Origin of the sequence: Intestinibacter sp., assembly GCF_034113885.1 — a bacterium.
Taxonomy (GTDB): Bacteria; Bacillota; Clostridia; order Peptostreptococcales; family Peptostreptococcaceae; genus Intestinibacter.
Map to the genome: position 1 here is coordinate 1 of NZ_JAXEWM010000005.1, position 13,922 is coordinate 13,922.

Annotated in this window: 9 protein-coding genes; 8 read left to right on the forward strand and 1 reads right to left on the reverse strand. The window is 27.3% G+C overall.

Annotation, left to right across the window (positions count from 1 at the left end; genetic code table 11):
• Positions 1–131: 131 nt before the first annotated feature.
• Positions 132–1,073 carry a TIGR01212 family radical SAM protein gene (locus SPD90_RS00400; protein WP_320923977.1) on the reverse strand — a complete coding sequence of 314 codons (942 nt, stop codon included), beginning with the start codon at positions 1,071–1,073 and terminating at the stop codon, positions 132–134.
• 474 nt (positions 1,074–1,547) lie between these two features.
• On the opposite strand from SPD90_RS00400, the gene fsa reads away from it, so the two are divergent.
• The 8 genes from fsa to SPD90_RS00440 all read left to right on the forward strand — a co-directional run bounded on the left by fsa (position 1,548) and on the right by SPD90_RS00440 (position 13,814).
• Positions 1,548–2,195, forward strand: a complete 648-nt coding sequence (fsa, locus tag SPD90_RS00405; protein ID WP_320624914.1) for a fructose-6-phosphate aldolase — start codon at positions 1,548–1,550, stop codon at positions 2,193–2,195.
• A 63-nt stretch (positions 2,196–2,258) separates the two neighbouring features.
• Complete coding sequence (gene tkt, locus SPD90_RS00410; protein WP_320923978.1) at positions 2,259–4,241, forward strand: transketolase; 1,983 nt, start codon at positions 2,259–2,261, stop codon at positions 4,239–4,241.
• A gap of 92 nt (positions 4,242–4,333) precedes the next feature.
• A complete protein-coding gene (locus tag SPD90_RS00415; protein ID WP_320923979.1) occupies positions 4,334–5,107 on the forward strand; it encodes an HAD-IIB family hydrolase in 774 nt (257 codons plus the stop codon).
• Positions 5,108–5,396: 289 nt separating this feature from the next.
• Positions 5,397–7,028 (forward strand): dynamin family protein, encoded by a 1,632-nt coding sequence (locus SPD90_RS00420; RefSeq protein WP_320923980.1) that lies wholly within the window; start codon positions 5,397–5,399, stop codon positions 7,026–7,028.
• Positions 7,015–8,487, forward strand: a complete 1,473-nt coding sequence (locus SPD90_RS00425) for a dynamin family protein (protein ID WP_320923981.1) — start codon at positions 7,015–7,017, stop codon at positions 8,485–8,487. The genes SPD90_RS00420 and SPD90_RS00425 overlap by 14 nt, the downstream gene beginning before the upstream one ends.
• A gap of 14 nt (positions 8,488–8,501) precedes the next feature.
• Entirely contained in the window at positions 8,502–10,076 is a 1,575-nt protein-coding gene (locus tag SPD90_RS00430) for a hypothetical protein (RefSeq protein ID WP_320923982.1), read from the forward strand.
• A 20-nt stretch (positions 10,077–10,096) separates the two neighbouring features.
• Positions 10,097–11,668 (forward strand): hypothetical protein, encoded by a 1,572-nt coding sequence (locus SPD90_RS00435; protein ID WP_320923983.1) that lies wholly within the window; start codon positions 10,097–10,099, stop codon positions 11,666–11,668.
• Between the two features lie 16 nt (positions 11,669–11,684).
• Positions 11,685–13,814: a dynamin family protein gene (locus tag SPD90_RS00440; RefSeq protein WP_320923984.1), complete on the forward strand. Its 2,130-nt coding sequence runs from the start codon at positions 11,685–11,687 to the stop codon at positions 13,812–13,814.
• Positions 13,815–13,922: the final 108 nt, after the last annotated feature.

Genomic DNA, 13,922 nt, shown 5'->3' on the forward strand with positions numbered 1-13,922 from the left:
AGCTATAGAACCAGAAAAGGATCAGCTTGAAGATAATTTAGACTGCGAAAAATTAGGTATTGCAGTTGAAAAGGATAAATAATAAAAAATAGGGAGGCTAGACTTTAGTTTTAAGTCGCCTCCCTATTTTTTTATTTGTTGTAGTAAATTCCTTGATAAGAATCTCTTTCTTTTAGAGTTTTATCTATATCGTTTAGAACCTCCCATTTTTTTAGGCTCCACATAGGACCTACTAGCTCGTCTCTTTTTCCATCTCCTGTCAGCCTGTGAATTACCATCTCAGGTGGAAGGATTTCTAGCTGGTCGCAAACTAGATTTATATAGTCGTCTCTATCCATAAGACAGAATTCATTTTTTTCTAGAGATTTTGCAAGTGCAGTGTTTTTTATGACGTGCAGTAGGTGGATTTTTACGCCGTGTACGTTCATATCGGCAACTGCCTTCGCTGTTTCCATCATCATGTCGTAGTCTTCACCAGGAAGTCCGTTTATAATGTGTACTACTACCTTTATATTTCTGTCCTGTAATTTTTTTAAGCCTTCTAAAAATGCTTTGTAGTCGTGGCCGCGGTTTATTATTTTTGATGTTTTGTCGTGTATAGTTTGAAGTCCTAATTCAACCCATAGGTTAGTTCTTTTATTTAATTCATCTAAATAATCTACCACATCGTCTTCTAGACAGTCAGGTCTTGTGGAAATAGAAAGACCTATTACATTTTCAAAAGTAAGTGCTTCCTCGTATTTTTGCTTTAATACCTCTAGTGGAGCGTAGGTATTTGTATAAGCTTGAAAATAAGCTATATATTTAGCATGAGGCCATTTCTTGTGCATCATAGCCTTTATTTCATCAAATTGCTCACTTAGAGGACTTGCTGGATTTCCAGCAAAATCACCAGAGCCGCTATTGCTGCAGTAGGTACATCCGCCTCGTGATATTTTCCCATCTAAATTTGGACAAGTAAAGCCTGCATTTAGAGAGACCTTAAATATTTTTTCTCCAAAATTATTTCTAAGGTAGTAGTTCCACGTGTGGTATCTTTTATTATCATCAAATGCATATTTAAATTTTGCCATCTTAAATCACCTTTTTCATAAATATTATTTAATTATATTAACATAAAAATTTTATAATTCATAGGAAATTATATTTTGTTTAACTGAGAACTAAATTTTCAAAATGAAATAAATGCAAATGTTTTATAAACCAATTATTTTTTTTCCACACTAAAGAGGAAATTAAGTGACTATATATGAAATTTAGAATTATATATAATAAAATTGTAAAATGGATAGGAAAAAATAATTTTGTTTACAAAAGTACAGCGTTTTTACAAATGTAAAAGTAAAATTACTATTAAATATTTATAAAACGGTAATTTTTACGAAACGTTTTCCTTATTTACATTTTTCGACTTTTTCTGAAAATTCAGATACAAAAATAAAATTTATATCATATTTTATAAAAAAATCTATTATATTTTTGTAGCAATTCAAATAATACATGTTATAATAAATATGAGATATGAAAACGTTAAGGAGGATTAAAACATGAGATTTTTTTTAGACACAGCTAATATTGATGAAATTAAGGCAGTAAACGATATGGGAGTTATAAGTGGAGTTACAACTAACCCATCTCTAATAGCTAAGGAAGGTAAGGATTTCAAAGAAACTATAAAAGAAATAGCATCTATAGTTGATGGTGCAATAAGTGGAGAAGTTAATAGCGATGATGCTGAAGGTATGATAAAAGAAGGTCGTGAAATAGCAGCAATTCATCCAAATATGGTAGTAAAAATACCAATGACAGCAGAAGGCTTAAAAGCAGTAAAGGTTTTAACTAAAGAAGGAATAAAAACTAACGTAACATTAGTATTCTCAGCAACTCAAGCATTACTTGCTGCAAGAGCAGGAGCAACATATGTATCTCCATTCTTAGGAAGATTAGATGATATATCTACACCAGGTATGGATTTAATAAGAACTATAGCTGAAATATTTGCAGTTCACGATATAGACACTCAAATAATAGCAGCTAGCGTTAGAAACCCAATACACGTTATAGACGCAGCACTTGCTGGAGCTGATATAGCAACTGTTCCAACAAAAGTTGTAGAACAAATGTTAAAACACCCATTAACAGACCAAGGTATAGAAAAATTCAAAAAAGATTGGGAAGCTACTTTCGGAAAATAAGAAAAAATAAAAAAAGTCAACTAGGTTTTATCACAACGTTTTAAAAATAAATGGAGGAAATATATGAATAATTTAGATGCAAAATGCGTAAATGCAATAAGAGTACTAGCTGGAGATGCTATACAAAAAGCTAACTCAGGACATCCAGGTTTACCACTTGGTTCTGCTAGTATGGCATACACTTTATGGACAAAAATGAACCACAATGGAAAAAATCCTGACTGGAAAAATAGAGATAGATTTGTATTATCTGCAGGACATGGATCAATGCTTGAATATTCATTATTACACTTATTCGGATATGGAATAACTGTAGACGATATAAAAGAATTCAGACAATGGGGAAGTAAAACTCCAGGACATCCAGAATATGGTCACACTAAAGGTGTAGAAATAACTACAGGACCTTTAGGACAAGGTATCTGTAATGCTGTAGGTTTTGCTATGGCTGAAGCAAAACTTGCTGACAAATTCAACAGAGATGGATTTAATGTAGTAGACCACTATACATATGCAATAACAGGTGACGGATGCTTAATGGAAGGTGTTTCTGCTGAAGCTTCTTCACTTGCAGGTACATTAGGACTTGGAAAATTAATATTACTTTACGATTCAAATAACATAACAATAGAAGGAAATACAGACGTAGCATTTACAGAAGACGTTGCTAAACGTTATGAAGCTTATGGATGGCAAGTATTAAAAGTAGAAGATGGAAACGACTTAGATGCTATAGCAAAAGCTATAGACGAAGCAAAAGCTGAAACAGCTAAACCTTCTATGATAATAGTAAAAACTCAAATAGGATACGGTTGCCCAGCTAAACAAGGTTCTGCTAAAGCTCACGGTGAACCACTAGGTGAAGACAACATAAAAGAAATGAAAGAATTAATGGGATGGGAAGCTGAACCATTCTTCGTACCACAAGATGTTTACGACAACATGGCAGGATACATAGCTAAAGGTGAAAAAGCTGAAGCTGAGTGGAACGAATTATTCGCTAAATACGAAGAAGCTTACCCAGAATTAGCTGCTGAATATAAAAAATGGCATGAATTAGACGTAACTGATGAATTATTAAATAGCCAAGATTTCTGGAAATTCGAAAAAGGATCTGCAACTAGACAATCATCAGGAGATGTTTTAAATAGATTAACTTCATTCATACCAAACTTAATGGGTGGATCTGCTGACTTAGCACCATCTAATAAGAGTGATATGAAAAACACTGGATTCTTCTCTAAAGAAGACAGAAGTGGACAAAATATACACTTTGGTGTAAGAGAACACGCAATGGCTGCTATATCTAACGCAATAGCTGCTCACGGTGGACTTAAAGCTTACTGTGCGACATTCTTCGTATTCAGTGACTATATGAAGGGTGCAATGAGATTATCTGCTCTAATGAATTTACCTGTAACTTACATATTAACTCATGATAGTATAGGTGTTGGAGAAGATGGACCTACTCATCAACCAATCGAACAATTAGCTGCACTTAGAAGTTTACCAAATATGACAGTATTTAGACCAGCTGACTCAAATGAAACTGCTGCTGCTTGGTTCTATGCTGTAACTAATAAGACTACACCAACTTCATTAGTTTTAACTAGACAAGGATTACCACTATACGATATAGATGGAAGAGTAGCTTTAAAAGGAGCTTATATATTAAAAGACTCTAAGAAAGATACTCCTGATGTAATACTTATGGCATCTGGATCTGAAGTAGAATTAATATTTAACGCTGCTGATGAATTAGCTAATAAAGGCGTTGACGCTAGAGTAGTAAGTATGCCTTCATTTGAATTATTCGAAGCTCAAGACGAAGCTTACAAAGAAAGCGTACTTCCAAAGGCTGTAAGAAACAGAGTGGCTGTAGAAGCTGCATCTTCTTTCGGATGGCATAAATACGTTGGTTTAGATGGTGCTATAATATCTCTAGATCACTTTGGAGCATCTGCACCAGCTGGAACATTATTCAAAGAATTTGGATTTACAGTAGAAAATGTAGTTGAAACTGCATTAAAGGTTGTAGGAAAATAATAACGAAATTAAATATTAAATTAAAAGTAGACTTGGATTTTGTCCAGGTCTATTTTTTCTAAATACATATAAGAGGGGAGATAATTAATACAATGAAAAAGAAGTATTTTTTCTTTGATATAGATGGGACACTTACTGATAGAACTACAAATGAAATAGTTCCATCGGCAAAAGTAGCTGTAAAAAAATTACAAGAGGCAGGTCATTTTGTATGCATAAATACGGGCAGAGCACATTACAAAGCAGAAAAACCGAGATTAGAATTTGGGTTTAACAACATGGTCTGTAGTGGAGGAAATGGAATCGTAATAAACGGAGAGTTAATTCAAAATACTCCTCTAGATAGAGAGAGCTGTATAGCTGTTTTAAACGAAGCTAAGGAAAAGGGAATAGGATATTTAATAGCTATAAACGATTCAATAGAGGTTTATTCAGATAATGATTTATTTAGAGAGCAAGTAGGTGAGAGAAAAGAGCCGACAACTTATTTTATCGATGAAAGCTTCGACTATAATAAAGTAGAAAAATTCTACAAGCTATATATATCTTTAGATGAAGAACAAGAAAAGAACTTCAAATCATTAGAGTTATTAGGTCATCTTCGCTTTGAAAAGGAATATCTTATAATCCAACCAGACAATAAAAAAGGCGGTATACTTAGAATGATGGAGGTCTTAAATGGAGATATAGAAGATGTCGTTGTATTCGGTGATGATTATAATGATCTAGATATGTTTGACAGTAGATGGACTTGTGTCGCTATGGGAAATGCCTGCGATGCACTTAAGGAGAAGGCTACTTATGTTGCTGAGAGAAATGTCGATGATGGAATTTATAAGATTTGTAGTGAGATGAACTGGTTTTAGAGAATAGGTTAATATTGATTGAATTTTGAATAGTAATGCCCTATATAGATTTAATGGTCTGTATAGGGCATTTTTTGATAGTATTACATCATTTTAATTGAATATTTTTACTAGAATTTTATCATAGATTTTTTAAAAGCAATAATATGTTTTAAAATATCAAAATGGCATGAATTTTGGGGAGATAAATGGAAAAAAATAGTATAAAATAATAATAAGAGTTATCAAATTATTTAATTCAAATTAAGTATTTTTTATCAATAGTTAAAACAAGTGGGGGAAAACAAATATGGATGTAAAAAGTAAATACCAAAAAATTTTTAAAGATTGTATATCTATTATGGAAAAATATGATATAGATACAACTTTTATAAAACAAGATTTAAATCAAATACCTAACTTTAGAGTTACTACACCTATTATAGGTGGATTTAGTACGGGTAAATCTTCTATGATAAACGCAATTCTAGGGAAAAAATTACTAAGTGTAAATATAACACCTGAAACTTCAATTCCAACAGAAATTTTTTATGGAGATAATAATGTAACATTAATTAATGGAGATAATAAAAAATCAGTAGATATCGATGAATTTAAAGAAATCGACTTATCGATAAATGATGTAGATTTAATTAAAATTCAGTATGAAAATGAATTTCTAAAGAAAATTAAAGATGTTGTGATTGTAGATATGCCTGGATTTGATTCAGGAATAGAGCTACATAATAAAGCCATTGATAAATACCTACCAAAGAGCTTAGCCTATATCATAACATTTAGTGCAGATGATCCAACAGTAAAAGAAAGTATAGTAAACTTTTTAAAAGAATTAAAACTATATGACATGCCAGTTTATATAGTAATCACTAAATGTGATAAGGTAACAGAAAATCAACTACAAAACGAGATAAAGTTACACATAAAGAAATCAGTTGAAAATTTACTTAATATAAATAATGTAAAAATAGCTTGTGTAAAATCAAAAAAGGATAGAAACACAAATGAAGTAGAAGAATTTTTATTAGAAATACAACAAAAATCAGACGAAATATTTGAAAAAGAATATTCTAATAAAATAAGAAAATATATAAGTGAAATTGAAACTTATATAAATAATAGATTAAAGAAAAATGATTTCTCAATAGAACAATTAGAAGAAGAGCAAAAAGATCTTGAAAATAAGTTACAAAAGACACAACAAAAGCTTTCAAGAGAAAGACAAAATTTCGATGGACAATTACAAAAATGTATAGAAGCAATAAGAAGAAAAATAGAAGCTGATTTATCTGCATCTTCTTCGTTTATGGAGACAGCTATATTAAATGGCAATGATATAAGCGACAAAGTAAATATGATTGTCAGAAAGGCTGTTACAACAGGAATAAAAACAGAATTTGAACCAAAACTTCAAAAATATTTAAGACATGTAGCCGATATCATAGATGTAAATACTTTGGTAGATACAACTGTAGAAGTAAATCAAGTTGAAGTTGCAACAGAAAATATGGTAAAGGATATAGTTTTAAAAGCTATACCAGTAGTTATAGCAACTATAGGTGGAGTTTTGGCGGGACCAATAGGAGCTGTAATAGGTGGAGCTTTAAGCGTCATTGTAGAAACTATTTTTGGACAAAAGCAAGAAGAGAGAAAACGCAGCTTAGCTAGACAAAAGGTACAAGAGGCTATACCACAAATATCAAGTCAAGCTATAGAACAGGTTGAAAAAGAATTGAGATTATATGTACAAGAAATCAATACAGAAATTGAAGCAGACCTAAATAAGAAAATAGAAATTACAAATAAAGCTATAGAAGATATTAAAATAGAAAAGAGAAACAAAAAAACAGATAAAGAGCAAACAGTAGCAGAGTTAAAAGCAGATTTAAAAGAAGTAGGTGATATATTAAATGAAATCAGATAATGATAATAGAGAATATTTAAAAATAAGAGATGAATTTAAAATATATACAAATATAATTAAACCTAACAACAATAGTCAGCTAAGTGTTGATTTGAGCAAAATTGAGAAAATAATAAACGAAAAATTGCCAAATACATTGAGTAAAAATGCACCTTATAATTTTCCTGAATTATTATTCGATTTAAAATACGAATATTCTAAATTTAGAGAATTTATATTATATGAACATCTAATAGGAAAAAACGTAATAGCTTTAGGTGGAGGATTTAGTAGTGGTAAATCTAGCTTTTTAAATTCTTTATTAGGTAAAAATATCTTACCATCAGCTATCGATCCATCTACATCTGTGCCAGCCTACATTGTAAATGGCAAAGAAACAAGCATTTATGGAGTAAATATATTTGATTCAAAGGTAGATATGGATATAAAAGACATAAAATTAATATCTCATGGATTCGGACAATTAGAAGATGAACAAGGTGAAGAAATACAGGGAGAAGTCACTCTAGGACATATATTAAACAGTATATTTTTGCAAACTCCACTGCAAAAATATGAAAACATAGCATTTTTAGACACTCCAGGATATTCTAAAGCAGATACTAAGGATTATTCAGCTAAAACAGATGAGAAGATAGCTAGAGCACAGCTTAACTCTAGTAACTATATACTTTGGTTCGTACAGGCTGATGCTGGAACTATAACTAATGAGGATATAAATTTCTTAAAGACACTTAGAGAGGATATACCTAAGCTTATTATAGTGAATAAGGCTGATAAATGTACAAGTGATAATCTTGGCAAGATTGTCAAGAAGATAAGGGAGACTCTTGATTTGAAAGGGATTAAGTATGTCGATGTACTTACTTATTCTAGGAGAAAGCCTAGTGAATTTGATAGCATTAGAATTAAGCAGTATATAGAATCATGGAATATAAAAGTTGAAAAATCTACATTTGCTAGAAATTTTAAAATATTATTTTTAAAATGTAAAGATTATTATGATGAGGTTATAGATAAAAATAGTAAAAAATTAAATGATTTAAATAGAATTATAACACTTTGTGATGATCAAGTTTTAGCAGATACAATTTCATATATGATTAAAGACACACAAAATAATATAAAATATATGAAGCAACTTATAGAAAAGTTAAAGGAATTAAAGGATGAATTTTTTACAGAAATAAAATATATATCTGATAAGGTTGGAATTGAAATGCCGGAGCCTTCTCAAATAAGCTTATCAAAAGAAGATATGAAAAATCCTCTTGGAGAATTGAAAAAATTAAATATTGTTGATAAAAAGAAAGAAAAACAGAAAATTTATAATCTTATGTTGAGAGAATTAATGGATATTAATCCAACTTATAATTCTAGCGAAGGTGGATACGAGTATAAAGATACTATTTTTAATTATATAAAAAGTAATATAAGTAACCAAGGTTTGCAGTTTTAATAGGAGATAATTTTATGAAGAAATTAGATGAAATAAGTATAAATGCCAAACAGTTATATGAGGATTTGAGAGATTTAGAGGAATCTACAAAAAAAGAAAATTTGAAAGATATTGATTTTGATTATTTTAGAGGTTTAGCAAAACAAAATGCATTTAAGGATCATATTTTAAAAGATGAGAGTGAATATATTCAGAAAAATTATTTATATTTAATGAGTTCATTATTAATGTTTAATAATAAAGAAGATATAAAAAATAGTCAGATTCTTTATATCAGTAGATTGATTGAAGGATTTTGTAATAAAAATTTAGATATAGAAAATATATATTCTCATACTATGATTATGAGTGGGGTACAAATTAGTGATTGTATAGAAATAATTAAAGATTACAAAGATGTATTTGTAGTGGATTCTTTAATTTGTGCAAATATAAAAGGTAGAGCTAATGATGAAGTATTAGAATATTTAAGTGAAATTTATTCTATTATGGGGATTAAATCTGATAAATTTAAAGATTTAATGAATTTATGTAATGTTATATTAGAGAATGATTCTTCAAAAATATTAGAAATAGAAATGAGAGATATTGGTAGATATAGACATCATATAAATAAAATGTTTAAAGAAAAAGTATTTTATGATCTTGAAGATATAGATGAAAATGAACAGGGAGATATAATATTATTGAATTATAGCTTAGATATGAAACTTAGAAATATAAAATCTAAGTTAAAAATTCTATATGCAGATTCTGAAAAACATTTTTATTGTGATGTATATAATGATAATGCAGAAAATATTGTAGCATATAATGATAAATTTAATATAGATATGAGTTATCATTTTAAAACAAAAAGTGTAGATAATATGGGATTAAGTGAAGGTTATATTAATTTAGATAAGTACATGTTAAAAAAAATAAGTTTTATAAATTGTGAGTTTAATGGAATTATAGGTATTAAATCAACTAATAAAGATATTAATTTTGTAAATTGTACAATAGAAAATATTAAAGAAAACTATATCTATTATAAAGATGAAAAAAACTTTATTCAGCATAAAATAATAGTACCAATTAATTTAAAAAATGCTAGTTTTATGAAATGTGATATAAAGAATTGTAAAATTTTAGACCGTCGTGATATAAAAGAGGATGATTATTCCATGATGATATTTGAAAAATGTATATTTAAAAAAGTTAATTTTATTAGTTGTGAAATGGGAGTTGGATATCATAGAACTGATATTCCGATATTAAAATTGTATGACTCTAAAATGGAAGAATGTACATTTATAGATAATATATGTTTATTACGTTATAAAATAATTAATATGAAAGATTCAGAAATAAATAAAGCTTTATTTAAAAAATGTATATTATTAAGAGCAATCTATGATTATTCTCTTATTAAGGCAAATAATAGTAAAATAACAAATAGTAAATTTGAAGATTGTTATGGTGAAAGTGAACAAGATTGGTATGGAGAAAAGAAAGTTACAGGATGTATATTTGATTTAGAAAATAGAAGTAAAGAAGAAAATAATAAGTTTATAAATTGTAAGTTCCGTGAAATAGTAAAAAGTTAATTTTTAAGGGTGATAATTTTATGAAAAAAATAGATGAAATAAATAAAAAAGTTAAAGAAATATATGAGGAATTAAAAGAGTTAGAAGAATCTATGAAGAATGAAAAAACTAAAGAAATAGACTTCAATTATTTTAGAGGTGCAGCTAAACAAAATGCTTTTAAAGATCATATATTAAAAGATGAAAATGAGTATATTCAAAAGAACTATTTGTATTTACTAAGTTCGTTGTTAATGTTCGATAATAAAGAAGATATAAAAAATAGTCAAATTATGTATATTAGTAGATTAATTGAAGGATTTTCTAATAAAAGTTTAGATATAGAAAATATATATTCTAATACTATGATTATGAATGGATCACAAATTAGCAATTGTATAGAAGTTATTAAAGAGTATATGGATGTATTTGTAGTAGATTCTTTAATTTGTGCAAATATAAAAGGCAAAGCTAATGATCAAATATTAGAATATTTAAGTGAAATTTATTTTATTATGGGATTTAAATTAGAGCAAATTAACGAATTAATGAATTTATGCAATGCTATATTAGAAAATAAACCCGAATATGTATTTAAAATAAAGAATAAAAATATTGAAAATTATAAACATCATATTAATAGAGTTTTTAAAGAAAAAGTATTTTATGATTTTGAAAAAATAAATCAAAATGATAAGGATGATGTAATATTACTTAACTATACTTTAGATATGACATGTAAAAATTTAAAATCTAAATTTGAAATACAACGTAAAGTTTGTGGAAACTTTCCATCAATGTATATTGTAGAAGAAAATGAAAAATTTAATATAAATATGAATTATTATTTTAATGTAAATAATATAGAGGATATTGGATTAAATGAAGGATATATAAATTTAGATAAATATCATTTCAATAGTATAAAATTTGTGAATTGTCATTTTAATGGGATTTTAGGAATTAAAGGAAATAGTAAAAATATAGAATTTATAAATTGCTGTTTTGAGAATATAAAAGTTAATTATATTTATCATTATAGAAAAGATGACACATATGAATATATGGCTATACATGATAGAATAACACCAATTGATTTAAGTAATACTTATTTTGAAAATTGTGAAATAAAAAATTGCAAATTTATAGATGAAAGGACGATATTGATAAATAAAGTTTATCATATAATGATTTTTAATAATTGTGAATTTAAAAATGTTAAATTTATTGATTGTATAATAGATTTAAAATATGATGAGGTTTCTATAGCGGAGGAATGTTCTATGTTAAAATTTTTAAAATCAAAGTTATATAATTGTGAATTTATAGATAATATATCTTTTAGATATGATTCTATGATTAAAATGAAAGATTCATATATCAATCAAAGTATATTTAAACAATGTAAATTATTAGATTCTAGATTTAATGATTATGCTATTAAATTGAATAATAGCAAAGTATTAAATAGTATATTTGAAGATTGTTGTTGTCGAAGCAGTAGAGATTGGAAAGGGAAAACAAGGATTATAGGATATATGTTTAAATTAGAAAATAAAAGTATAGAAGAAAATAATAAATTTATAAATTGTGAATTTGAAAAAATTAAATAGTAAATAGAGGTATAGTATGTTTAATATAAATGATAGAAAGTTTGATAATATAAATAAAAATTTATATAAAATTTGTAATAATTTAGATAAAAATATAATAAATTACGATATAACACCATTAAAACAAATAAAAAACAATTTTAAACTAAAAATAGACGAATTTTACAGAGAAGATAGAAAACTAAACATAGGAATTATAGGACAAGTTAAAGTAGGAAAATCATCATTTTTAAATACAGTTATATTTAATGGTAAGGAGATACTTCCTAAAGCCGCAACACCAAAGACAGCAACTCTTACAAAAATAGAATATAGCGATGAAAACTATATAGAAATAGAGTACTATACAGAATCTGAATGGAAAATAATTGAACGAGATGCAAAAGTAGACTCAAACTTAAATCAATATATGGTATCTAAAGAAATTATAAATATGGTGAAAAACAATAATATAGACCCATATACATACATAAAAAATAAAAATGAAAAAATAAAATTTGATTCATATGAAGATTTGATAGGAGAATTAAATACCTATATAGGAGAAGATGGAAAATTAACTCCATTAGTAAAAAGTGTAAAATTGTATATGAATAAAGAAGAGTTAAAAGAAATATCAATAGTAGATACTCCTGGATTAAATGACCCTATTATATCTAGAACTGATAAAACGAAGCAATTTATAGAAATGTGTGATGTAGTATTTTTTCTAAGTAAATCAGTACCTTTTTTAGAAGCACATGAAATGGAATTACTTACATCTCAACTTCCTCAAAAGGGTGTACAAAGGATAGTTCTTATAGCAAGTCAACAGGATAGTGCCATAATAGATACTTTATGGGATTGTGATACATTAGAAGAAGCATATATAGATGTGCAAAAAAGACTAAAAAAGAGAGCAAAAGATGAATTTAATAAGATAATCGATAGATATAAAACGGCAGTTAATAAAGAAAATATAATTAAAATTTTACAGGAATGTAAAGAACCTGTAATTGTATCATCTATGACATATAACATGTCTAAAAAACAAATAGAGAATTACAATGAAGAAGAACAAAATGTATATGAAAATTTAAATTATACAGATGAAATAGATAATGATTGGCTAAATAAAATAGGAAATATCGATGAAGTAAAAGCTATATTTGAAGAAGTAGTAGAAGAAAAAGAAAAAACACTAATACAAAAAGCAAATACATTTATACCTAATGTAAAAAATGAATTGAAAATAGAATTAAACAATATATTAGACACAGTCAATAAGAGAATAAATCTTTTAAGTGATAATGATAAAAATGAATTAGAAAATAAGAAAAAAAGTATGCAGCATCAAATTAACGATATAAAAGCTGAGTTAGAAGGTATATTTGGAGATTTAAATATAACAATGGAAAAAAATAGATTAGAAGGAGTAGGAGAGCTAAGGGAAATCAGCAGAGAATATTCAAATATAAGTGAAAAAACTGGTACTATAACACATGTGGAAACTTATAGGGTGTCTACATCTGTATGGTATAAACCGTCTACTTGGGGAACTAGCCGACCAGAAAGCTATTGTTACGAAGAACAATATTATTATTTAGATGCTTCTGATGCTCTTGAAAATATAAGAAACTTTGCAAATGAATCTATAACTACAATAGAAAAAACCTTCGATAAAGCAGTTAATCTATCAGATTTAAAGAGAAGGCTTTTAAATATAGTAGTAGATCAATTTGATACAGCAGATGAAAATTACGATGCTGGATATTTTAAGATGTTAGCTCAAAAGACAATAAACGATATTAATTTTCCAATTATAAAAATCGATGTACAAGATTATTTAAATGAAATATCTTCTAAGTTCTCAGGAGAAGTCACAAATTCATCTGATAAATCTAACTTAAAAATGATTCTAGGTAATACTATCAGTAAATTATTAGATGTGATTACAGATAAATTTTCAGATGAAGTTCAATCTATGAAGGCTAATTTAAATAATATAAAAGCGAGCTTTGTGGATAACCTATTAAAAAATATAGAAGATGAATTCAATATAATCTTACAACAATGCGAAAATAAAGAAGCTGAGATAAAAAATAATAAAGAATTTGTTAAATTAGTTGAAGGTATATTAAACGATGAGATGCTAAAGAATTTATAATAACAGAATTTTAGAAATTGGAGGAATATATGTTAGAGGGAAATAATTATACTGATTTATTATTAAAAGTAACATCAAACGACGATATTCAAGAGATACCGGAAGAAT

Bases quoted from the DNA above. Each gene is read 5' to 3' on its own strand.
- SPD90_RS00425 (WP_320923981.1), top strand. From the start codon at position 7,015: ATGAAATCAGATAATGATAATAGAGAATATTTAAAAATAAGAGATGAA.
- tkt (WP_320923978.1), top strand. From the start codon at position 2,259: ATGAATAATTTAGATGCAAAATGCGTAAATGCAATAAGAGTACTAGCT.
- SPD90_RS00420 (WP_320923980.1), top strand. From the start codon at position 5,397: ATGGATGTAAAAAGTAAATACCAAAAAATTTTTAAAGATTGTATATCT.
- SPD90_RS00430 (WP_320923982.1), top strand. From the start codon at position 8,502: ATGAAGAAATTAGATGAAATAAGTATAAATGCCAAACAGTTATATGAG.
- SPD90_RS00440 (WP_320923984.1), top strand. From the start codon at position 11,685: ATGTTTAATATAAATGATAGAAAGTTTGATAATATAAATAAAAATTTA.
- SPD90_RS00435 (WP_320923983.1), top strand. From the start codon at position 10,097: ATGAAAAAAATAGATGAAATAAATAAAAAAGTTAAAGAAATATATGAG.
- SPD90_RS00415 (WP_320923979.1), top strand. From the start codon at position 4,334: ATGAAAAAGAAGTATTTTTTCTTTGATATAGATGGGACACTTACTGAT.
- SPD90_RS00400 (WP_320923977.1), bottom strand. From the start codon at position 1,073: ATGGCAAAATTTAAATATGCATTTGATGATAATAAAAGATACCACACG.
- fsa (WP_320624914.1), top strand. From the start codon at position 1,548: ATGAGATTTTTTTTAGACACAGCTAATATTGATGAAATTAAGGCAGTA.